The organism is Dickeya poaceiphila, assembly GCF_007858975.2.
Classification (GTDB): Bacteria; Pseudomonadota; Gammaproteobacteria; order Enterobacterales; family Enterobacteriaceae; genus Dickeya; species Dickeya poaceiphila.
This window is the reverse complement of sequence record NZ_CP042220.2, coordinates 324,915-345,968: the sequence shown is the minus strand read 5'-3', so window position 1 is coordinate 345,968 and position 21,054 is coordinate 324,915. Positions and strand designations below refer to the sequence as shown.

The following is a 21,054-nucleotide window of genomic DNA, read 5'->3' as shown; positions in this document are numbered from 1 at the left end:
GGGCAACTGACACCAGCTTGCCTTCAATGGTACGATGGAAAAAAAGGATCAATACGGTATTAAGCATGGTAGACACTATTCTCAGGATCGCCACCCGACAGAGCCCGCTGGCACTATGGCAGGCCCACTTTGTGCAGCAACGGCTGGAAGCTTGTCATCCCGGTTTGCGGGTGGAACTGGTTCCGATGGTCACTCGCGGCGATGTCCTGCTGGATACACCACTGGCCAAAGTGGGGGGCAAGGGATTATTCGTCAAGGAACTGGAACTGGCGTTGCTGGAAAACCGTGCCGATATCGCGGTACATTCGATGAAGGATGTCCCCGTCGAGTTCCCCGAAGGGTTAGGTTTGGTGACCATTTGCGAGCGTGACGACCCGCGCGACGCCTTTGTCTCCAACCGCTACGCCACGCTGGATGAGCTACCTGAAGGCGCCTGCGTCGGTACCTCCAGCCTGCGTCGTCAGTGCCAGTTGCGTGCCCATCGCCCGGATCTGGTTGTCCGCGACCTGCGCGGCAACGTCGGCACCCGCTTATCCAAACTGGATAACGGCGACTACGACGCGATCATCCTGGCCGTCGCGGGGCTAAAACGCCTCGGACTGGAAGACCGTATTCGTACCGCACTTAGCCCGGAACAGTCGTTACCGGCGGTCGGTCAGGGCGCGGTTGGCGTAGAGTGTCGGCTGGACGATGCTCGTACCCGCGCACTGCTGGCACCGCTTAACCATGATGACACGGCAACGCGGGTGTTGGCCGAGCGCGCTATGAATACCCGGCTGGAAGGCGGTTGCCAGGTGCCCATCGGCAGCTATGCCGAACTGCAGGATGATACACTGTGGCTGCGGGCACTGGTGGGTGCGCCGGACGGCAGCCGCATTATTTACGCCGAACGACGGGGACTACGTCAGGACGCCGAAACGCTGGGTATCGACCTGGCGGACGAACTACTTGAACGCGGCGCACGCGATATTTTGCAATCGGTTTATGGAGGAGCCTCCTCATGACGATTCTGGTTACCCGTCCCTCTCCTGCGGGTGAGCAGCTGGTAGCCCGTCTCAGAATGGCAGGCTTGCAAGCTTACCATAGCCCGTTAATCGAATTTTCTCCCGGCAGCGAATTGCCGCAATTGCCTTCCATGCTACAGGCTCTGCATCCCAGCGATGTGGTATTGGCCCTGTCTCAGCAGGTGGTGGAATTCGCCGATCCGGTGCTGTCTCGCGCCGGAATGGAGTGGCCTACGTCACTCAGTTATTTTGCGGTAGGGCGCGCCACCGGGCTGGCGTTGCATACTGTCAGCGGTTTGTCGGTGCACTACCCGCCGGAGCGCGCTACCAGCGAAACATTGTTGCAATTACCTGCACTGCAACAAGTCGCCGGTAAACAGGCGTTGCTGCTGCGCGGCAATGGAGGCCGGGAACTGCTGGGAGATACGTTGCAGCGGCGTGGCGCGCAGGTCCGTTACTGCGAATGTTATCAGCGCACCCCGGTTATCTACGACGGCGTGGAACAATGTCAGCGTTGGCAACATCTTGGTATCGATACGTTGGTGATTACCAGCGGAGAAATGCTGCAACAGTTGTATAAACTGGTGCCTGATTATTATCGAACCACCTGGCTGACGGGTTGCCGGGTTGTGGTGGTTAGCGAACGCCTGGCTGGGGTGGCACGCGAGTTAGGCTGGCACGACATTCAGATAGCCGATAACGCGGATAACGATGCGCTGATGCGCGCACTACAGTAATGCCGCGTATGCTGCTACGCTGGCTGCAAAAGAATAACCCGGACAATTACCATTCCCCTGATCATAGGATGTACTCATATGACGGAACACATTACCTCCTCAACACCCTCTGAAGAGGTTGCCGAAAGGGCCGAACCCGCGCATCCGCAAAAATCGCCGCCTCCTGCCAGCACGGCACGCCATGGCCTTGTATTCGGCGCTATTGCTATCGTGGTTTCTCTGGCGCTGAGCGGCGGTGTTTACTATTACACCCACCAGCAGATGGCGCGCCAGAATGCTACGCTGACTCAGTTGCAAGACCAGCTCGCAGCGCTGCAAAAACAACAATCACAAGCACAACAGCAATGGCAGCAAACGCTGGACCAGCAAGCCAAGTCCGTGAGCGCCGATGAGCAACGGCTGGCAGCCCTGACCCGTCAGGCCGGGGAAATGCAGGAAAAACTGGCGACGCTCGCCAACAGCGACTCGAAAACCTGGCTGCTGGCGCAGGCTGATTTCCTGGTAAAACAGGCAGGCCGTAAACTGTGGAGCGATAAAGACGTCACCACCGCCGGTGCCTTACTTAAAAGCGCCGATGCCAGCCTGGCCGACATGAATGACCCTAGCCTTATCGACGTACGGCGGGCTATCACCCACGATATCAGTATGCTGGCGAACGTCAGTCAGATCGATTTCGATGGCATTATCCTCAAAGTGAACCAACTGGCCGATCAAGTGGACAACCTGCGACTGGCCGATAACAACACCGATGAAGCGCCGATGGAAGAAAGCGACGCGACATTGTCAGCCTCACTGGGCGAATGGCGGCAGAACCTGAGTAAGAGTTGGCACAAATTCCTGTCGGACTTCATTACCATTCGCCGCCGCGACGACAGCGCCGAACCGCTGCTGGCGCCGAATCAGGATGTGTATCTGCGCGAAAACATCCGCGCTCGCCTGTTAATTGCCGCACAGGCGGTACCGCGCCATCAGAACGAAACCTATCGCCAGTCGCTGGAAACAGCGGCAACCTGGGTACGAGCCTACTTTGACGAAAGCGACCCAACCACCAAAGCGTTTATTGATCAGTTGGATGCGCTGAGTCAGCAGTCCGTGGCGATGGATGTACCGAATGAACTGCAAAGCCAGCCGCTGCTGGATAAATTGATGCAAACCAGAGTCCGCAACCTGCTGGCGCAGCCGTCCGCCACCCCACAGGAGGGCTGAAGATGCTGAAGGTATTCCTGCTATTTGCAGTGCTGATAGCCGGCATCGTGGTAGGGCCGATGCTGGCGGGTCATCAGGGTTATGTGCTGATCCAGACTGACAATTACAACATTGAAACCAGCGTCACCGGGCTGGTGGTGATGCTGGTGCTGTTTTTGCTGGTTTTTCTGGCGCTGGAATGGCTGCTGCGGCGCGTGTTGCGCACCGGCATCCGCACCCGTGGCTGGTTGATTGGCCGCAAGCGCACCAGGGCGCGTCAGCAGACCAAAGCGGCGTTGTTGAAACTGACCGAAGGCGACTATCTGCAGGTTGAAAAGCTGTTGACCCGCAATGCCGATCACGCTGAACAACCGGTAGTGAACTACCTGCTGGCGGCAGAAGCAGCTCAGCAGCGCGGCGACGAAGCCCGCACCCGGCAATATCTGGAGCGGGCGGCGGAAATTGCCGACTGTGACCAGTTACCCGTGGATATTACCCGCGTGCGCATCCAGCTAGCCCGTAACGAAGACCACGCCGCCCGCCACGGTGTTGATCGTCTGCTGGAAGTGGCGCCACGCCACCCGGAAGTGTTGCGTCTGGCGGAGCAGGCATTTTTGCGTACCCATGCCTACAGCGCATTGCTGGATATTCTGCCGGCGATGCGTAAAACCCGGCTGCATGACGAATCCTATCTGGATGAATTGCAACAGCGCGCAACCATCGGCCTGATGGACCAGGCGATGGCGGAAGGCGGCAGTGAAGGGCTGAAAAAGTGGTGGAAGAATCAGCCGCGTAAAGTGCGTCAGGCGCTGCCAATGCAGGTGGCGATGGCTGAACGCCTGATCGTGTGTGATGACCCGGTGACCGCACAAGACATCATTATTGACGGGCTCAAGCAGCAGTTTGACTACCGACTGGTGCAGTTGATCCCCCGTCTCAATAGTGGTCAACCGGAGCCACTGGAGAAACTACTGCGTCAGCGTCTGAAACAGCACAATAACGATGCACTGTTACACAGCACGCTGGGGCAATTGCTGATGAAGCATGGCGAATGGCAACAGGCCAGCGATGCTTTCTCCGCCGCACTGGCACTGCGACCAGACGCTTATGACTACGCCTGGTGCGCCGATGCTTTTGACCGCCTGAAGCGCCCCGAAGACGCCGCCCGTATGCGGCGTGATGGCCTGTTGTTGACGTTACAGCCCTCTCAGGATGCCTGAATGGCCCAAGCCGGCGCTATCGCGCCGGTCTTCATGCTACGGCACAGCTAACACCATGATTCAGCCAAATAATGGCGAAAAAAAACGCTTGCCGACCAGCGACAAGCGTGCAATAAAAATCAGGTCTGAAAGACAACTTTAGGGCGCCCCACTCAACATTACGTCCAGCCACTAATGAAACAGCACTTCATCAATGACTGGACGTCAGGCGCCGTAAATGGCTCTGCGTCATTCCCAGGTTTATGAAGCCGAAGCAAACATAGAAGGTGGAATGAGCATCTACGCCTATAAAAATGCATTAATGATGCCAACTTTTAAAAAAATCAAGAAAAAAACATTATTCATTGATAAATAAAGAATTAAATATGCCATGTCGTTGAATGCAGGAACGACTAACCTGCTGAAAAATCAAGCATTACTCAGTCATACTGTCGCTAAACAGAGACATTGCCAACACCCTCTTTCATAAACCTTAATATTCAATAAGTTATATGTCTCCTGTCAGCGACATCAAAGCCCCCACCCTGTCGCTAAAAAGCCACAACTATTGCCCCATCGATAAACTCAAAACGGATAAATGCACAACAGCCACGGTAACCGTGGCCGTTGTCATCAATCGGGTTGACGGCTTAATCAGGCAGCCTGTGACAGTTGCTCCAGGCTCTGCTTCGCCAACTGATACAAATAGTGCGCAGTAGGAAACAGCGCCCGGTCATCCACCCGGAACTTAGGGTGGTGCAACGCGTAAGGGCCGCCAGACCCCACCATCATAAAGGTGCCCGGCAGTTTCTGCTGATAAAACGCGAAATCTTCACCAATCGGGCTGGCGTCAACGCGACGGGCCTCAAATCCTTCGGCATCGGCCACCTGCAACGCAAAATCCACCCAACGCGGCGTATTCACCACCGACGGCGGCCCCGCGTGCCAGATAAACTCGATTTCCGCGCCAAACGTGCTGGCGATACCCGCCACAATCTGGCGAAAACGCTGTTCAATCAAGTCGCGTGCCGTTTGACTGAACGTACGAACGGTGCCTTCCACATAGGCGGTGTCAGGAATCACGTTCCAGGTGCTGCCGCTGTGTACCTGAGTTATCGACACTACCGAATTGTTGTCTGAGGGTACTGTACGACTGATGATAGTCTGCACCGCGGAAATCAGTTGCCCCAGAATAATGATCGGGTCGTTGCCCTCATGCGGCTTGGCTGCGTGGCAGCCTTTAGCGGCAATCTTGATTTCGAAACGGTCCACTCCGGCGGTCAGCGCGCCGTCTTTACCGCCAATCACACCGACCGGTAACGTTGGATCGTTATGAATGCCAAAAATAGCACTCGCGCCGTCCAGCGCACCAACCGCGATAACCTCCGGTGCGCCCAACCCAGTTTCTTCAGCAGCCTGAAATAAAATACGCACGGTGCCTTTCAGCTCCGATTCGATGCGTTTAAGCAAAATCGCCGCACCCAGCGCCGCCGATGAGTGAAAATCGTGTCCACAGGCGTGCATCACCCCGGCATTTTTTGAACTGAATGCGACGCCGGACTCTTCCTCAATCGGCAGGGCATCAATATCGGAACGCACGACAACCAGCGGACCGTCTTGCAGGCCACCCACTTCCGCCACCAGACCGGTTTTCAGCGGCAGATCAAGTATGCGAATCCCTTCTTTCTCCAGTGCGGCACGGATTTTTTTCGTGGTTTCAAACTCGTGATTGGACAATTCCGGGTGCTGATGCAGGTCATGCCGAAACGCCTGAATAAACTGCGCCAACGGCGCAAACTGCGAATGCTCTTTCATGTCGGGGACTCCTCTTCTTCTGCCCTGAAATCACAGGACAGGCCCACAGGTGAATAGGTTATCGATCAGATATCGAACTCTGATGGTTCCTGAATCGTGGTGAGTTGCCGCAGGAAGCGACGGGTCTGCGGATTATCGGAGAAGCTGATCACTTGCTCCGCCGGGCCTTGTTCAACGATGTGCCCGTCAGCCATAAAGATCACCCGGTCAGCCACTTCTTTGGCGAACTGCATTTCATGGGTCACGATCACCATGGTGGTGTTCTGCCCCGCCAGTTTCTGAATCACCTGTAACACTTCATGCACGCGCTCCGGATCGAGCGCCGAGGTCGGTTCGTCAAACAAAATCGCCTTCGGCTCCACCGCCAGTGCACGGGCGATACTGACACGCTGCTGCTGACCGCCGGACAGCGTTACCGGGTACTGGTGCGCCTGCGGCAACAACCCCACCAATTCCAGCAGCGACAGCCCTATCTCGTCCGCCTGCTTTTTCGGCATCTTCTTCACCACAATCAGCGCTTCGGTGATGTTTTCCAACGCAGTTTTGTTTTTGAACAGATTGTAGTTCTGAAACACCATCGCCGTCTGACGCCGAAGCGCATACTCTTCCTTGCTGGTATAGCGGCGGGTATCCAACGACTGCTCGCCGATAACAATCACCCCAGACTCTGGTTTTTCCAGCAAATTCAGGCATCGCAGCAGGGTAGATTTACCCGAACCGGAAGGCCCGATGATCGCCACCACTTCCCCCTTGGCGATATCCAGGCTGATATTGTTCAGCACCACCTGCTCGCCAAAACGTTTAGTCAGATTTTTTACACTAATCATGTCGGCTCCTTAACGCTGCCGTGAATGGCTGAGTTTCTTCTCCAGCTGAGACTGCAGCCAGGAATAAACCACGATGAGCAGCCAGTAAATCAGCCCCACCACCAGGAAGGTTTCGAAGAAACGCAGCGATTCGGCTGCAATCATCTTGCCTTCGGCAAACAGTTCCGACACGCCAAGGGCAAAAGCTACCGAGGTGTCTTTAATCAGCGAAATAAAGGTGTTGCCGGTCGCAGGCAGCGCATTGAGCATCGCCTGTGGCAGCACAATACGACGGTAAATTTGTACTTTGCTCATTCCTACCGACAGACCGGCTTCGGTTTGACCAAAATCTACCGATGCCAGCGCCGCCCGGAAAATTTCCGCCATATAAGCGGAGTTTTTCAGGCTGAACCCGATAATCGCCGCTGTCATGGCAGACAGGCCATTCAGTGACGGAAACAGTTGCGGCAGACCGAAATAGATAATGAACAGCTGTACCAGCGACGGGATGCCACGAAACAACGAAATATAGAGTTCCACCAGTTTCGACACCACAACAAACCGGCTCTCACGAACCAGCGCCAGCATCAGTCCTAGCACAATCGCAAATAACATCGACACCACCGCCAACAGCAGCGTGGTGGGCAAGTACATCAGTACCTGGGGAAATACCTTCAACAGGTAGGAAAGATCGATATTCATGAGCCATACCATTACAGCGAACGCCAGCCCGCAATCGAGCTGGCGCCGCAGAAGTTAAGTGAGCCAGCGAGGTTATTTGCCCGCGGTGATATCCTCACCGAAGTATTTGACAGACAGGGTTTTCAGGCGACCGTCGTTGCGCATTTTGGTCAGTTCGTCATCGAACTTCTTGCGCAGTTCGTCACCTTTCTGATCTTTATGGAACGGGAAGCCGACCTGCTCTATCACCAGTGGCTCACCTACCATCTTGAACGGCAGGTTGCGTTTGTTGATTTCCGCCAGCAGGATCGGGCGGGAGTTGATGTAACCTTCAACACGCTTGGCCAGCGCATCGCTCATCGCGCCATCGCGAGTTTCATAGGTGCGAATAGTCACGCTGCCGTCGGCAAAGGCCTTTTTCAGATTGGTGACGTGGTTGGAACCCAGCACGCCCGCCACGGTTTTTCCTTTCAAATCATCCAGCGTATTGATGCTGGTGTTGTCTTTATGTGTGACGATCTGACTGCCGTAGTAGCTGTAAGGCTGCGAGAAATTGTATTTCTCCTGACGTGCCGGGGTAATCGCCACCACGTTGGCGATAGTGTCCAGCTTGCTGGCTTCCAGTTGCCCCATCAGGCCACTGAAATCCGCCGTGACCCACTCTACTTTGTAGTTCAGATCGTTAGCGATGGTTTCCGCCACTTCCACGTCAAACCCGACCAGTTTGTTGTCTTGCTTGAACGAACTGGGGTAACTCTGCCCGGTTGCGCCGATGCGCAGTACTTTTTCATTGCTGTTCTGAGAATCGCAACCGGCTACCAGAATAGCGGCTGACAAGGCTAAAACAGGGAGGATAATTTTTTTCATTGTCATCGAATAACGCCTCTCAGGGGTGTTTCTTTTCCCAGTGGTGATAAAGGTCCTGATCCAGGACTTTTCGCATATAAATCGTGAGGTGTCCTTTTCCTAAATCCGCCTGGCCGACTTCCTGAAAGCCATATTTCCGGTACATTTCCAGCAACCAGGGGTGCTGTTTGGCGGTACCCAGCGTTACAGCGGGCGCTTTTAACTGCTCTTTCAGCACCACCTGTTCCAGCCAGTCCAGCATCTGTTTGCCCAGACCTTGTTGTTTGAAATCCGGATGAGTGGCGAACCAGCCGAGGTGCGGCAACCCGTAAGGACCGGGATTCGGCCCCCACGGATAACGAATGGTGATAGACGCAGCCAGACGCCCGTCTTTCTCCATCACATACACGCCGTTGCTGCGCAGATGGCGACGCGCCATGTCGATGTCCGCATAGGCAGCATCAAACTTGATGCCAAGCTCACGTACCGGCGCATAGGCAGCCAGCGCCAGCGCCAGAAACGCGTCATCATCGGCAGCCGTGGCCTGACGAAATACGGTACTCATCGTGTCTCCCGTCACTCAGCCAGCAGGCCGCTGCCATCCGCGTAGCGGATCACCTCGTCCACTTTCTGCGGTGCACTGCCAACGTAATTCGCCGGGTCCAGCCAGGCATCAAGCATAGCAGCCGTCAGGTGCTGCGACAGTACCGGATGCTCCAGCAGTAACGCCTTAAATTCACGGTTCTGCTCAAATGCCGCCATCGAGCATTCGTATACCAGATGATGGGCAGTCTGCTTACCAAGCAGTTTGCCGATTTCAAACATCACCTTTTCCGACAGCAACAGGCCGTTTTGCAAGTCCAGATTGGCGCGCATCTGTTTTTCATTCACCGACATACCGCGCAGGATACCGAGCGCGTTTTGCAGTTGCGCCGACAGATAGATGTTGATTTCCGGCAGGGCTATCCATTCCGCGCGCCAGCTCATGGCGTCACGCTCGTGCTCGACTTTCATCGATTCGTGGATCAGAGCCGCGCTCTTGAACAGCGGTGCCGTCAGGCTCGCCAGCCCTTCCAGCGCCGCCGGATTGCGTTTGTGCGGCATAGTGGTAGAACCGATCTTCCCTTCGGAGAACGGCTCTTCGATTTCGTTGATTTCGGTGCGCATCAGGTTGTACAACTCGTTGCCGATTTTACCGAGCGTACCGCTGATCAGCACGGCTACCGACGCGTATTCCGAGAAACGGTCACGGGCGGACTGCCAGCCGATATTCGGGGTATTCAAGCCCAGACGAGCCAGAGTGTGGCGTTCAATTTTAGGTCCCAGTTCACCAAATGAAGCGTAGGTACCGATAGCACCGTTAATGTTGCCGACCAGCACGCGCTCACGAATTTCATTCAGACGTTGCAGGTGCCGTACGAACTCGTCCAGCCATACCGCCAGCTTGAAACCGAAGGTGGTCGGCATGGCCTGCATACCATGGGTACGGCCCGTCATCAACGTATGTTGATGTTTCTTCGCCAGCCGTTTCAGTTCGATAGCGACCAGCCGGGTGTCGCGCACCACAATATCGAATGCCTGACGCAATTGCAGCACGGTGGCGGTATCCACCACATCCTGCGTGGTCACGCCGTAATGGATATATTCGCCAGCGTCGCCGCACTGCTTCTGAATAGCAGTGATAGTCGGCATCAGAGAGTGCTTCATACGCACCGCATCCTGAGCTATTTCTTCAATATTCAGGGCGCTGGCGTTGGCATGGGAAGCAATGGTGTTGGCCGCATCTTGCGGAATGACACCCAGTTCGCCCTCTGCCAGCGCTAACGCGATTTCCACGTCAACCTGGCGAGTCAGGCGATTGTGCTCTGACCATACGGCGCGCATTTCTGGTGTGCCAAAGTTATTTCCAATCAAAAGAAAATCAATCAAATGTGATGCCATAACTCACTCGTTTACATTGTAATAATGGGGAAAAGGGAGGTGGGTCAAGATGACGCTGCTGTTTGCCAGCGACTATATCATGGCGATATTCCCGCCTATATATTTGATCGATCTAATATATTCTTTATTGTTTTATGATTCCGTCAGTAATTATTTTTTGAAATCAACAAACAGATTACTGACAGAACGCCGGATAGGAATTGCTCAGGGGCACAGCCACTGAGCTTTAGTCGCCTTTAGTTCCCCTGAAAGAAATCATGACATCTGCATAATTACGCGGTGCGGTAGTGACGACTATGCAACAGTGATGACTATGCAAAATAGAACCACGCCGTGGTAATCACCCCGCCTTTCACTTCAAACACAGCGATACTTTCGATTGGATCAGGACTGAGTCCGTAAATCTTTTCATGATCAAAAACCTGATTACCCAGTACTGTACGGGACACCAATTCAGCACGTAGTGCCGGGTTATTAAAACGATGTTCACGATAAAACGCCTCCAGCGCCGTTTTCCCGACCATGGACGGGCTTGCCGATGGCATACGATAAGCACGGAAATCCTCATGAAAACAGGCAGAAAAGGCGGTTAAATCATGGGCGTTATAAGCGGCAAATTGTTTCTCAATCGGTTCGACAACTGACATACACACCTCCATTTAACTACCAATGTAATGAATAATAATGCCAAAAGAAGTGTGCAGCAGTCAGGCGTAAAAGCAAATCAGGCGCTGTACTGCGTCGCAAGCACTGCGTGCCGAATCGCCTCTGGTGTGAGCGAAAATGGCAGTAGCACGGCACTGTCTTTGGGAAATGTAAAGGTTTCAGACAGTGTTTCTGCCAGTTCGGCATAGCGCGCCTCCGCCACCGGTAAACGTGCGGGAGCATCATAACGCTGTAAGTGCGCCAGTAAATCGGGTTCAACCGAACCGTCACCACGCGCCAGCAGCGACTGTACTCGCAATCCGTATCCTACTTTCTCACCGTGTAGCCAGTCATGCAGTTCAGGGACGTGTGTCATGCGATTATGAATCGCGTGGGCCACGCCAGGTGAGGGTGAATCATCCCGCATACTGTTAGCCAGACCTGCCAAGGCAATATTGGCATCAATCACCTTTTGCAATGCCCGCGTGACCCGCTGTTCGGCATTGTCATGCAAGGCTTGTTCTCCCCACTGTATAAAGGTGTCTTTCGCCAGCGCTGCTGCTTGTACCTTGAGGTTAAGCGCCAGATTATCGCTGTTTTTCGCCAGATAGGGTTGAAACTCATACCATTTGGCAAGGGCATCGACGATTCCTGCCTTCAGATAACGCACATCGCTACGGGCAATCACATCGCTGTCTACCAGCACCATCTCAGGCATACGCTGTAATACCTGCGTTCCCTGATGACCGCCCTGATCATCATACAAAATGCTGATGGGAGACCAGGCGGCGCAGGTAGCGGCAATCGTCGGCAAGGTCGCTACCTGACCGTTGTCTAACCCGTCAGCCACCGCTTTGGCACAGTCCATCACTCGGCCACCGCCGACACCCAACACAAAATGAACACCATCCTGGGCGATTTCATGCCGATGGTATGCGATGGCATCACGTGTGCACTCACCTTCCAACAGATGCACATCAAACTGTACGTCAGCCTTCGCCAAACTCTCGGACAACGTACTTTTCACCGCATCCCAGGCTCGCGGGCTGGTTAATATAGCGATACGACCCGAAAACGGTGCAATGAGTTCACCTACGCGTGACAGCAAGCCAGACTGATGGTGATAGACCCCTGGGGATTTTATGGCAAACACGTCAATTCCTTGATTTCTCTCTGCTGCACCAACCAATAAGCACAGCCTACAGAACACAATAGTAAAATCCTGCCTGCACGTTGTAACCACTCAAATAATGATAAGATATAACATGAAGATATAAATTTCCTTTATTTTGAATGATATAGTCACCATCACAGATAACGTTCCATCACCTTCGTTAATACGCATCCAACTGTTTTTTTTACCTGCGATTACTTCCCCCCAGAGTTGATGAGCTCGTTGTCACTTATTTCATTTTAAATTCGACCTTATTTAAACCAGGAACACTCAGACAGGAATCCCGTAATGAAAAAAACCCGACTGACTCGCTACCTCAGCATCGCACTACTCCCCTTGTTTGCCGCAGTAATACTGGTAGGCTGTGATAACAACAAGAGTACGGAGACACAGAATAAAGTGCTACGCGTGGGCACCACCGGTCAAAGTTTCCCTGGGTCTTATAAAGAGAACGGCACGTTAGTGGGTTATGATGTAGAAGTGGCGGAAACCATCGCCCACAAACTGGGCTACCAGATTACCTGGACCACCGCTGATTTCAGCGGACTGATGGGCCAGTTGGAAGCAGGAAAACTGGATACGGTCGCCAATAATTTTGTGAAAACAACCGAGCGTCAGAAAAAATACAACTTCACCAACACGTATCTCAACTACGCATCGCAAATCGTCACCAGCATTAACAACAAAAACATTCAATCTCTGGATGATCTTAAAGGTAAAACGGTGTCTGGCGTGCTGGGTTCTACTCATGTCACCAATCTGCGCAATGCGTTCCCCAATAATGACGTCACCATTCGCACCTATGAAACCCGCGATGGCGCCATGAATGATGTTATCAATAACCGTGTTCAGGGCTATGTCAACTCGCGCCCTATCCTGCTGGCAGAAATTAACAAACGCCACTTGCCGCTAAAACTGGTCGGTAACCCCATCTCCAACGAGCAAGTCGCCTTTCCATTTGCCAGAACACCGGAAGGTAACAAATTACTGGCGGAGTTTAATCAACAGCTGCAGGAACTGCGTCAGAATGGTCAGCTAAAAGCGCTGGCAGAGAAATATTTCGGTAGCGATAAGGTGCTGGAAAGCAGTAAGGCGGAATAAGTGGCTTATAGCCTCAACACCACGAAGTTTTGTAAAGAATGTTGATGCGCTAAAAGCAAAAAACGGCAGCCCGTCTGGACTGCCGTTTCTTAAGAATGGGATGGTCGGCGAGAGAGGATTCGAACCTCCGACCCACTGGTCCCAAACCAGTTGCGCTACCAAGCTGCGCTACTCGCCGATCATGATGTAACACGGTACTGCTATTTTCGTTTGTGTGGTGCGAAGAGAGGGACTTGAACCCTCACGTCCTGAGGACACTAACACCTGAAGCTAGCGCGTCTACCAATTCCGCCACCTTCGCATATCACAAACTTAAAATTTGGGGTGGCTAATGGGACTCGAACCCACGACAACTGGAATCACAATCCAGGGCTCTACCAACTGAGCTATAGCCACCATATACCACTGCTTTACTACGTATTCCGGTACTCGATTTACGGGGTAATAAGTACCTCCGCAGCTCCCGCGCCCAACGTAATGGCGCGCCCGACAGGATTCGAACCTGAGACCTCTGCCTCCGGAGGGCAGCGCTCTATCCAGCTGAGCTACGGGCGCGTAGCGCCGTTGCGGGTGGGGATAGTACGGATTTAATAGGGGCCTGTCCAGTGCTTTTTTCACAGAAATGATGCGTTTGCTTATGCTTTGCTCATTTACAGTTAAAACCCGGTCAATCCGCCACCGCCACCCGCGATTAGCGACGATTACTCTGCTTCTGCCTGCATCTGCGGCTGTTTTTTACCCAACCCCAATGCTACGTAAAGCACACTGACCGCCGCCAGGAAAATACCACCGACCACTAACGACATGCGCGTGTCTTCGTTGATGTACATTCCCACCAGTACACAGATCAGGAATGCCATCGTCAGGTAGTTCACCCACGGGAACAAGATAGACTTGAACGGATGAGCAGCAAGCGCGGCCTGATGCTGCTGGCGGAAACGCAACTGGCTTATCAGCACCACAAACCAGGGAATCATTCCCGGCAGCACACTGGCGCTGTAGACGTACACGAACACTTTTTCCGGGTTAGGGATAATGTAATTCAGTGCAGATCCCGCCACCAGACACAAAATCGACACCATCACCCCGACAGCCGGGACGCCGCCGGCGGTTACGCGGCCCAACGCCGACGGCAACTGGCGGTTGTTAGACAACGAATAGAGCATACGCCCACAGCTATACATACCGCTGTTGCAACCAGACAACGCCGCGGTCAGCACCACAAAGTTGATAATACCCGCTGCAGCGGTAATGCCGATCTTGGAGAAGGTCAGCACAAACGGGCTACCGGATGTGCCGATTTCATTCCACGGGAAAATCGTGACGATCACGAAAATGGCACCGACATAGAAAATCAGGATACGCCACAGGATGTTATTGATAGCCCGTTTCAGCGTCACCTGCGGATTACGCGCTTCGCCAGCGGTAATCCCGACCAGCTCAACCCCCTGATAGGACGCCACCACCAGGCAGAGCGCAAACAACACCCCTTTCCAGCCGCCTGCCAAAAAGCCGCCGTGTTCGGTCAGGTTGGCGAAACCAACTGACTGGCCGTGGTTACCGATACCAAAGAAAATAATCCCTACGCCTACCACAATCATGACCACGATAGTGGTTATCTTGATCATCGAGAACCAGAACTCGATTTCACCGTACAACCGCACGGCAGCCAGGTTGGCGACTGCCACCAGCGCCACCGCGCCAATCGCCGGTATCCACTGCGGTAATGTTGGGAACCAGTACTGCACATAGACGCCGATGGCGGTAATTTCCGAAATGCCGACAGCCATCCACATGAACCAGTAACCCCAGGCTGTGAGATAACCGAAGAACGGACTCAGGTAATTGTGGGCATAAACTGCAAACGAACCGGTCACCGGCTCCAGAAATAGCATTTCCCCCATCGAACGCATGATGAAGAATACAAAAATGCCTGCCACAATATAGGCCAGCAGCACGGACGGCCCAGCCCATTTCAGGGCGCTTGCGGCCCCCATGAACAGCCCCACGCCAATGGTGCCGCCCAGCGCGATAAGCTCAATATGTCGCGCTTCCAGCCCCCGGTGGAGCTGGTCTTGTTTCTCTGTATTTGCCATATAACCTCTGTCTTCAATGGTTCCTTTTTACGTCGGCATCAAAAGCGTTATTGTTTTATACCCATCATGCTTTAAAGGGGATACCGACTCTCTCCCGGCAAGGCATAACAGACCTTCGGCCAGAAAAATGGCCGAGAAGATACCGCAATGCAAACCGGATTCCTACCTTTCCTTGTACCTGAGTACGATGAAATAAATAGCGCGAACAGACCTTGAACACAACGATAAAGCCGGGGAAAAAATGGGACAATAGTCAGAAAAGACGAGGCCGATATGGTGATACGCTTTAAAGCCTACCGCTGAAATGCCAGGCCAAATAACGTAATAATTTAACCTGACGACGAAAACGGCTGGGTTGCGTCAACAGACGATATAGCCATTCCACCCCATAGCGCTGCCATGCCACAGGGGCGCGTTTAACCTGCCCGGTAAACACATCATAAGTACCGCCCACCCCCATATAGAGCGCATTGGGGTGTAACTGACGGCAATCACGTATCAGTAATTCCTGTCGGGGGGAACCCAGCGCTACCGTCACCAGTTGAGCGCCACTGTCACGCACATGCTCCAGGACTGTCTGACGCTGCTGCGGCGTGAAATAACCATCCTGTGTTCCCACAATGTTGACCTGCCACTGTTCACGCAGCTTACGTTCGGTTTCTGCTAACACTGACGGTTTTCCCCCCAGTAAAAATACCGGCGTACCCTGCTGACCAGCGCGCTGCATCAGCGCCTCCCACAGATCCGCGCCGGCGATGCGCTGCACCTGTGCGCCTGGGTACTTGCGGCGAATGGAGCACACCACGCTGATACCATCGGCATAGTTACAATGCCCTTCCTGTAGCATCAGTTCACGCAATGTCGTATCGTGATCGGCAGCCAGCACCTTCTCGGCGTTAATGGCAATCAGCGTTCCCGGACGCGGCGAACCGCCCGAAAACAGCATCGACACGCATTGTTCCCTATCCCGAAAACCCTGCAGCGGAATGCCGCGGATAACGTATTGCGGCAACGCATTATTCATTTCCCTTCTCCTTGAGACGGGGTGCGGATAACGACCACACCGGCGCGCAACAATAGCCAGTACAGCAGCTTAGCAATCAGCAAACAGGCAGCGAAGACCAGACAGAAAAACACCAGCCGCGAAACAAACGCATCGACGCCTTCGCGCACCAGCACGATCAGATTAAACACCGCACCAAAGCAAAACGCCTGCAACACGGCGGACAGATAGCGGTTTTCCACCTGCCGTCCGTAGCGGTAAAGCCCATCAAACCCCTTGATAAGCAAGCCGACGATGACCGCACCTGGCGGAATAAGCAGCGGGCCGCCCATGATCAATAGCGAACCGAGCAACGTCGGCGATATCGCCAACCCGGCATGATAATTCAGCACTTCCCAGGTGAAATAATTGGCGCTATTAAGCACCAGCGCAGGCCGTTCCGGCCACAACCAGGCGGGAATAAACACATAAAAATCCCGCACGATGGGTGCCAGCCCTTGCAGGGTAATCTGGTCAAGGTGCTGCCACAACACGGCCAGATTTTCCCACGGCGAAAAGGTATCTCGCGTCAGATACAAGAAGGTGTAAAACGCCTCGTCACCGTGCACATCCAGACCGTAACGCTTAAGCGCCAGCCAGAACATCGCCACAATACCGGCGCAGCCTGCCGCTGCCAGCATCCACAGCGCTATCCAGCCGCGTTGCAGGCCGATAAACAGAAATAAGGCAAAAGCGATAATGAGATTGGCACGCGTGCCGCCCACCAGCAGATAAGTCAACCCGCCAAACGCCACCGTCGCCAACAGGAAAATCAGCCAGGCGCGTCGGGTCTGATGCAGGAAATACCACATCAACATGGCGGGAATAAAGAAGTAAAAGAAGCGTTTCAGGGCAACACCGGCGACATCACGAGAAAAAATCTGGCTGTAAGAACCGAGTTTGAACAACAACAAGCCGTTGTTGGCAAAGAACACCGCGGTGGTCGTCAGCGCCACCATTGCCAGCAACCCACAGGCGATAAGGACTTCCAGCCGCGTCATGGTCAGCGGTAGCGGACGAGTGACCGACGACACGGATCGTAGCCGTATTTTATAACCGGCATAATAGATGACATAAAACGCCGTGGCGGACAGCTGCGCCAGCAATAAATTCAGTGGCGAGGCCGTCTCAACGCCGAAGCGAAACGCCAGTAAAGCCGTCAACGGGAAACCGAAATAGAACGTCAGCAGATACAGCAATGAAAACAGCACGTTGAAGTTGAAACGACAACGGCGGAACTCACGCCCGCAGAGCCACAACACCACGCCGCTGCCCCCCAGCCAGACCAGCCACAACCCGAAAAACGTCCACTCAGTCATCGCCGTCTCCCGCTGCCAGCGCCAACGCCCGTCGCCACCCTTGTTCATAGCCGGGGCTGAAGAACGCAATCTGCCGGGTATCCACCCGCATCAGTTGCTCGCTGGCGTCACGCACCATGGCCTCGTTCAGTTCCTCCTCGCCCAGCAATACCGGCAGGCGCTGTTCCGCCAAATCCTGCCGGAATGGGTTATGACGACTGATAACGAACGGTATACCCAGTTGAATTAACAAACACAGCGTGCCGATCCCCTGCTGACGATGAAACAGAAAGTAACCCAGATCGCAGGTACGCAACAACGCCAGATAGTCGTCGAACGCCAACGATTCGCGCAGAATACGGCAGCGCTCAGCACCAAATAACGCCAGCCCATGCTGTGACACCTGCTCAATGTAGGCATGATTGTCTGCCGGATACCCCATCGGCACGATCACCCGCACCTGCGCGCCACACTGACGATGAATGGCGTCCAGCGCCGCCAGATGGCGGTTACTGCGATCACCGGAGTTGCCGACCAGAATGGTCAACGGTGCGTCCGGCGCTTTTTCATGTGTACGCACGTCGTACGGGTTCATGCGGGTGGGAAAATAGAGCAGCGACGCCAACGCCGCCGGGTAGCGGCGTTGGAAATAGTCGATATCGCCGCGCGTAGCGAACACCTGCGCGACCCGGCGTTGCGCCAACCTCCGCAGACGGTAAAACCAGCGGTAGCGCCAGCCATGGGCCTCTTCATACAGGTCCGCGCCCCAGATATGCCAGTATGCCTGCGTGGTGCGGATACCGCCACACAGCAACGCCAGCCACAACCAGGGGTTAAACTGGCCGTGAAAAAAGAAGCGGACGGTGCGATCTGCCCGCGCCTGCGCGACCACAGCGCGCGCCAGCGCTTTCTGGCTAGCAAAGCGTGTTATATGCAGCATCGCATAGGTATGCCTGGAGAGTTCAGTCGCCGACACCACCATAAACCGTCGCGTCTGATGCAATGGCAGCGACGGTGCCAGCGTATCATTAAAGAAACGCAGCACCGTGTGGTTATGGTGGGGAATATCCGCCCCCAGAACATGGATAAGTGTGGTCATGCTCGCCTGCAATACAGCATGAAAACGCCGCAACACAACAAAAAATAGACCGCATAGGTTGCCAGATACGCCTGTGATGCGCCCAGCGCGCCATGCAATGGAATCAGCCAGCGGGCAAACCCGCCCAACAACAGACACTGCCCCAATTCAGCCAGCACATAGAACCGCAGCGAGGCTCTGGCCACCACCAGATAACCAAAAACGTAAGCGCCTACTTTCAATACATCACCCGCCAGCTGCCATACAAACAGGTCACGCATGGCCGAAAACGCGCCGGAAAACAGTAAGTGAATCGCTATATCGCGCATTAGCCAGATAACCACGGCCATCAACGCCGCCATCGGCAGCACAAACCGTAATGCGCTGAAAATCTCATACCGGATCGCGGTCTTATCTTGCAGTCGCGCCAGCGCAGGCAGCAGATAAACCGTAAACGAGGCGGTAATGAATTGCAGCCAGACATCGGAAATGGTCGTCATCCCCTGCCATAGCCCGACGTCCTGCCAGGTATAATGAGCTGCCAGCAGGTTTCGCATCATCACATAGCCTACCGGCATCGTCACCGCGGTTATCAACGTCATCAGGCTGAACCGGGTTAACTGACCAGCCAGCGGCCACGACCATGAAGGTGTGAGTGCTCGCAAACCTAATGGCGTGCGCCGCAATAACAACGCTAACGCAGGCAGGCACACCAGTGCGGGCATCAGCGCCAGGCCCACCAGTGCGCCGGTATACTCCCCCAACCAGAAACTAACGCCATACGCCACCGCGCCCAGCAGACTGCCCGCCATCACCGCCAGCGCATTGCCTTGCGCATCCTGATACCCTTTCAGGATCGCCAGCAGCAGGCTGGAACCAGCTATCCCCAGTTGCAGCCAGGCCAGTGCCACAATGACCGGCTGGTAGCCGTCATCGCCAAACAACAGGCGTGACAGCGGCGCAGCCAGCAACCCCAGCGATAGCGCCAGCAATAGCGAAAACCCCATCGACAGCGACACCGCCGTTCCCAGCAATGGACTGGGGCGATCAGGCGCAGGCGGCGCGGCAGCCACCGCACGGGTAATGCCGTTGACAATCCCCCCACAGGCCATCCCCCCCAGCACGGTGATCAACTGGCGATAGTTACCGGCCAACCCGACGCCTTCCGGACCGAACGCCACCGCCAGCAGTTTGATGATCACCAGCCCCGCGCCGATTTTGACCAGCGTTGAAGCCGCCGTCCACAGTGATGCCCGTGCCAGCGACATCAGGAAAAGAAACTCAGCGCCGAATGGATGACAGTACGCTGGTTAAGATCAGACAAGTTGTAGAACAACGGCAGACGTACCAGCCGTTCGCTTTCCCGCGTAGTATGCCTATCTTCGCCGACAAAGCGCCCAAATTGCCGACCAGCCGGACTGGAATGCAAAGGAATGTAGTGGAACACCGCCAGTATGTCCGCTTCTTTCATATGGCTGATAAACGCTGAGCGTTCTGCCTCATCACGCAGACGCAGGAAAAACAGGTGACCATTGTGACGGCAGTCTGCCGGAATCACCGGCAATGTCACCCGACCCAGCGCCGCCAGCGGTGCAAATGCCCGCGCATAGTGTTGCCATAACGTCAGACGCCGGTCATGAATACGCTGCGCCACCTCCAGTTGCCCCCACAGGTAAGCGGCCTGAATATCCGCCATCAGATAACTGGAGCCGATATCGCGCCAGGTGTACTTATCCGCCTGTCCACGAAAAAACTGGCTGCGGTTGGTGCCTTTCTCACGGATAATGTCGGCGCGCGCCGCCAGTTCAGGGTCGTTAATCAGCGTCGCACCGCCTTCGCCGCCGGCGGTGTAATTCTTGGTTTCGTGAAAACTAAAACAACCGATATGGCCGATAGCGCCCAAAGGCCGGTCCTGATAATGCGACATCATCCCCTGTGCCGCATCCTCCACCACAAAAAGGCCGTACTGTTGCGCCAACGCCATGATAGCGCTCATCTCGCAACCCACCCCGGCGTAATGCACCACCACAATGGCGCGCGTCTTTTTTGTAATCGCCGCTTCAATATGGTTTTCATCAAGATTGAGGGTATCGGGACGGATATCGACAAACACAATGGTGGCGCCACGCAGCACAAAAGCATTGGCGGTCGAAACGAAGGTATAGCTCGGCATGATGACTTCATCGCCGGGTTGGATATTCAGCAATAACGCCGCCATCTCCAGCGATGCGGTGCAGGACGGCGTCAACAGCACTTTGCCACTGCCAGAGTAATGTTCCAGCCATTGCTGACAACGGCGGGTAAAGGCGCCATCACCGCTGATTTTACCGCTGCGCATCGCCGCCCGCATATATTCCAGTTCCGATCCCACCACCGGCGGCGCATTAAAAGGAATCATCTCGTCAC

The 21,054-nt window shown here is 54.6% G+C and carries 20 protein-coding genes and 4 tRNA genes; 6 read left to right on the top strand and 18 right to left on the bottom strand.

Annotation, left to right across the window (positions count from 1 at the left end; all coding sequences use genetic code 11):
- Positions 1-65 precede the first annotated feature (65 nt).
- The 5 genes from hemC (at position 66) to Dpoa569_RS01495 (ending at position 4,501) form a co-directional block, all read left to right on the top strand.
- Positions 66-1,004 carry a hydroxymethylbilane synthase gene (gene hemC, locus Dpoa569_RS01515; RefSeq protein ID WP_146410974.1) on the top strand — a complete coding sequence of 313 codons (939 nt, stop codon included), beginning with the start codon at positions 66-68 and terminating at the stop codon, positions 1,002-1,004.
- Positions 1,001-1,741 (top strand): uroporphyrinogen-III synthase, encoded by a 741-nt coding sequence (gene hemD / locus Dpoa569_RS01510; RefSeq protein WP_042873280.1) that lies wholly within the window; start codon positions 1,001-1,003, stop codon positions 1,739-1,741. The genes hemC and hemD overlap by 4 nt, the downstream gene beginning before the upstream one ends.
- A gap of 78 nt (positions 1,742-1,819) precedes the next feature.
- Positions 1,820-2,947, top strand: coding sequence for a uroporphyrinogen-III C-methyltransferase (gene hemX, locus Dpoa569_RS01505; protein ID WP_042873282.1), 1,128 nt, complete (start codon positions 1,820-1,822; stop codon positions 2,945-2,947).
- Positions 2,948-2,949: 2 nt separating this feature from the next.
- Entirely contained in the window at positions 2,950-4,146 is a 1,197-nt protein-coding gene (hemY, locus tag Dpoa569_RS01500; RefSeq protein WP_042873284.1) for a protoheme IX biogenesis protein HemY, read from the top strand.
- 217 nt (positions 4,147-4,363) lie between these two features.
- Positions 4,364-4,501 carry a hypothetical protein gene (locus Dpoa569_RS01495; RefSeq protein ID WP_155683827.1) on the top strand — a complete coding sequence of 46 codons (138 nt, stop codon included), beginning with the start codon at positions 4,364-4,366 and terminating at the stop codon, positions 4,499-4,501.
- A 278-nt stretch (positions 4,502-4,779) separates the two neighbouring features.
- Here the strand turns inward: Dpoa569_RS01495 and Dpoa569_RS01490 are convergent, their stop codons facing one another.
- The 8 genes from Dpoa569_RS01490 to Dpoa569_RS01455 form a co-directional block, all read right to left on the bottom strand.
- Positions 4,780-5,940, bottom strand: a complete 1,161-nt coding sequence (locus Dpoa569_RS01490; protein WP_042873286.1) for a M20 peptidase aminoacylase family protein — start codon at positions 5,938-5,940, stop codon at positions 4,780-4,782.
- Positions 5,941-6,005: 65 nt separating this feature from the next.
- On the bottom strand, positions 6,006-6,767 hold the full coding sequence (locus tag Dpoa569_RS01485; protein ID WP_042873288.1) for an amino acid ABC transporter ATP-binding protein: 762 nt from the start codon (positions 6,765-6,767) through the stop codon (positions 6,006-6,008).
- A gap of 9 nt (positions 6,768-6,776) precedes the next feature.
- Positions 6,777-7,448, bottom strand: coding sequence for an amino acid ABC transporter permease (locus Dpoa569_RS01480; RefSeq protein ID WP_042873291.1), 672 nt, complete (start codon positions 7,446-7,448; stop codon positions 6,777-6,779).
- Between the two features lie 72 nt (positions 7,449-7,520).
- A complete protein-coding gene (locus Dpoa569_RS01475; RefSeq protein WP_042873293.1) occupies positions 7,521-8,300 on the bottom strand; it encodes an amino acid ABC transporter substrate-binding protein in 780 nt (259 codons plus the stop codon).
- 13 nt (positions 8,301-8,313) lie between these two features.
- Positions 8,314-8,838, bottom strand: coding sequence for a GNAT family N-acetyltransferase (locus tag Dpoa569_RS01470; RefSeq protein ID WP_042873295.1), 525 nt, complete (start codon positions 8,836-8,838; stop codon positions 8,314-8,316).
- Positions 8,839-8,849: 11 nt separating this feature from the next.
- The gene (gene purB / locus Dpoa569_RS01465) at positions 8,850-10,214 is read right to left on the bottom strand and encodes an adenylosuccinate lyase (RefSeq protein WP_042873298.1); all 1,365 of its coding nucleotides are present in this window, start codon (positions 10,212-10,214) and stop codon (positions 8,850-8,852) included.
- Between the two features lie 311 nt (positions 10,215-10,525).
- Positions 10,526-10,861 (bottom strand): nuclear transport factor 2 family protein, encoded by a 336-nt coding sequence (locus tag Dpoa569_RS01460; RefSeq protein ID WP_042873301.1) that lies wholly within the window; start codon positions 10,859-10,861, stop codon positions 10,526-10,528.
- A 77-nt stretch (positions 10,862-10,938) separates the two neighbouring features.
- Positions 10,939-12,012, bottom strand: coding sequence for an iron-containing alcohol dehydrogenase family protein (locus Dpoa569_RS01455; RefSeq protein WP_042873303.1), 1,074 nt, complete (start codon positions 12,010-12,012; stop codon positions 10,939-10,941).
- A 309-nt stretch (positions 12,013-12,321) separates the two neighbouring features.
- On the opposite strand from Dpoa569_RS01455, the gene Dpoa569_RS01450 reads away from it, so the two are divergent.
- On the top strand, positions 12,322-13,134 hold the full coding sequence (locus Dpoa569_RS01450) for an amino acid ABC transporter substrate-binding protein (protein WP_128569793.1): 813 nt from the start codon (positions 12,322-12,324) through the stop codon (positions 13,132-13,134).
- 101 nt (positions 13,135-13,235) lie between these two features.
- On the opposite strand, the gene Dpoa569_RS01445 is transcribed toward Dpoa569_RS01450, so the two are convergent.
- The 10 genes from Dpoa569_RS01445 to rffA form a co-directional block, all read right to left on the bottom strand.
- Positions 13,236-13,312: transfer RNA gene (locus tag Dpoa569_RS01445), tRNA-Pro, on the bottom strand.
- A gap of 37 nt (positions 13,313-13,349) precedes the next feature.
- Positions 13,350-13,435, bottom strand: a tRNA-Leu gene (locus Dpoa569_RS01440).
- Between the two features lie 19 nt (positions 13,436-13,454).
- Positions 13,455-13,530: transfer RNA gene (locus Dpoa569_RS01435), tRNA-His, on the bottom strand.
- An 82-nt stretch (positions 13,531-13,612) separates the two neighbouring features.
- A tRNA-Arg gene (locus Dpoa569_RS01430) sits at positions 13,613-13,689 on the bottom strand.
- A 146-nt stretch (positions 13,690-13,835) separates the two neighbouring features.
- The gene (gene thrP / locus Dpoa569_RS01425) at positions 13,836-15,230 is read right to left on the bottom strand and encodes a bifunctional threonine/serine APC transporter ThrP (protein ID WP_146410971.1); all 1,395 of its coding nucleotides are present in this window, start codon (positions 15,228-15,230) and stop codon (positions 13,836-13,838) included.
- A 286-nt stretch (positions 15,231-15,516) separates the two neighbouring features.
- Positions 15,517-16,254 (bottom strand): lipopolysaccharide N-acetylmannosaminouronosyltransferase, encoded by a 738-nt coding sequence (gene wecG / locus Dpoa569_RS01420; RefSeq protein ID WP_042873308.1) that lies wholly within the window; start codon positions 16,252-16,254, stop codon positions 15,517-15,519.
- A complete protein-coding gene (gene wzyE / locus Dpoa569_RS01415) occupies positions 16,251-17,591 on the bottom strand; it encodes an ECA oligosaccharide polymerase (RefSeq protein WP_050569511.1) in 1,341 nt (446 codons plus the stop codon). Before wzyE ends, wecG begins: the two co-directional genes overlap by 4 nt.
- A complete protein-coding gene (locus Dpoa569_RS01410; protein ID WP_146410968.1) occupies positions 17,584-18,669 on the bottom strand; it encodes a TDP-N-acetylfucosamine:lipid II N-acetylfucosaminyltransferase in 1,086 nt (361 codons plus the stop codon). The genes wzyE and Dpoa569_RS01410 overlap by 8 nt, the downstream gene beginning before the upstream one ends.
- Entirely contained in the window at positions 18,666-19,916 is a 1,251-nt protein-coding gene (wzxE, locus tag Dpoa569_RS01405) for a lipid III flippase WzxE (RefSeq protein WP_042873311.1), read from the bottom strand. The genes Dpoa569_RS01410 and wzxE overlap by 4 nt, the downstream gene beginning before the upstream one ends.
- Positions 19,916-21,046 (bottom strand): dTDP-4-amino-4,6-dideoxygalactose transaminase, encoded by a 1,131-nt coding sequence (gene rffA / locus Dpoa569_RS01400; RefSeq protein ID WP_042873313.1) that lies wholly within the window; start codon positions 21,044-21,046, stop codon positions 19,916-19,918. Before rffA ends, wzxE begins: the two co-directional genes overlap by 1 nt.
- Between the last annotated feature and the right edge of the window lie 8 nt (positions 21,047-21,054).

Excerpts from the sequence above, each read along its gene's own strand:
- wecG (WP_042873308.1), bottom strand. The coding sequence starts at position 16,254 with ATGAATAATGCGTTGCCGCAATACGTTATCCGCGGCATTCCGCTGCAG.
- Dpoa569_RS01450 (WP_128569793.1), top strand. The coding sequence starts at position 12,322 with ATGAAAAAAACCCGACTGACTCGCTACCTCAGCATCGCACTACTCCCC.
- Dpoa569_RS01410 (WP_146410968.1), bottom strand. The coding sequence starts at position 18,669 with ATGACCACACTTATCCATGTTCTGGGGGCGGATATTCCCCACCATAAC.
- hemY (WP_042873284.1), top strand. The coding sequence starts at position 2,950 with ATGCTGAAGGTATTCCTGCTATTTGCAGTGCTGATAGCCGGCATCGTG.
- hemX (WP_042873282.1), top strand. The coding sequence starts at position 1,820 with ATGACGGAACACATTACCTCCTCAACACCCTCTGAAGAGGTTGCCGAA.
- Dpoa569_RS01490 (WP_042873286.1), bottom strand. The coding sequence starts at position 5,940 with ATGAAAGAGCATTCGCAGTTTGCGCCGTTGGCGCAGTTTATTCAGGCG.
- wzyE (WP_050569511.1), bottom strand. The coding sequence starts at position 17,591 with ATGACTGAGTGGACGTTTTTCGGGTTGTGGCTGGTCTGGCTGGGGGGC.
- Dpoa569_RS01475 (WP_042873293.1), bottom strand. The coding sequence starts at position 8,300 with ATGACAATGAAAAAAATTATCCTCCCTGTTTTAGCCTTGTCAGCCGCT.
- thrP (WP_146410971.1), bottom strand. The coding sequence starts at position 15,230 with ATGGCAAATACAGAGAAACAAGACCAGCTCCACCGGGGGCTGGAAGCG.
- hemD (WP_042873280.1), top strand. The coding sequence starts at position 1,001 with ATGACGATTCTGGTTACCCGTCCCTCTCCTGCGGGTGAGCAGCTGGTA.
- Dpoa569_RS01470 (WP_042873295.1), bottom strand. The coding sequence starts at position 8,838 with ATGAGTACCGTATTTCGTCAGGCCACGGCTGCCGATGATGACGCGTTT.
- Dpoa569_RS01460 (WP_042873301.1), bottom strand. The coding sequence starts at position 10,861 with ATGTCAGTTGTCGAACCGATTGAGAAACAATTTGCCGCTTATAACGCC.
- Dpoa569_RS01485 (WP_042873288.1), bottom strand. The coding sequence starts at position 6,767 with ATGATTAGTGTAAAAAATCTGACTAAACGTTTTGGCGAGCAGGTGGTG.
- hemC (WP_146410974.1), top strand. The coding sequence starts at position 66 with ATGGTAGACACTATTCTCAGGATCGCCACCCGACAGAGCCCGCTGGCA.
- rffA (WP_042873313.1), bottom strand. The coding sequence starts at position 21,046 with ATGATTCCTTTTAATGCGCCGCCGGTGGTGGGATCGGAACTGGAATAT.
- purB (WP_042873298.1), bottom strand. The coding sequence starts at position 10,214 with ATGGCATCACATTTGATTGATTTTCTTTTGATTGGAAATAACTTTGGC.
- wzxE (WP_042873311.1), bottom strand. The coding sequence starts at position 19,916 with ATGTCGCTGGCACGGGCATCACTGTGGACGGCGGCTTCAACGCTGGTC.
- Dpoa569_RS01495 (WP_155683827.1), top strand. The coding sequence starts at position 4,364 with ATGGCTCTGCGTCATTCCCAGGTTTATGAAGCCGAAGCAAACATAGAA.
- Dpoa569_RS01480 (WP_042873291.1), bottom strand. The coding sequence starts at position 7,448 with ATGAATATCGATCTTTCCTACCTGTTGAAGGTATTTCCCCAGGTACTG.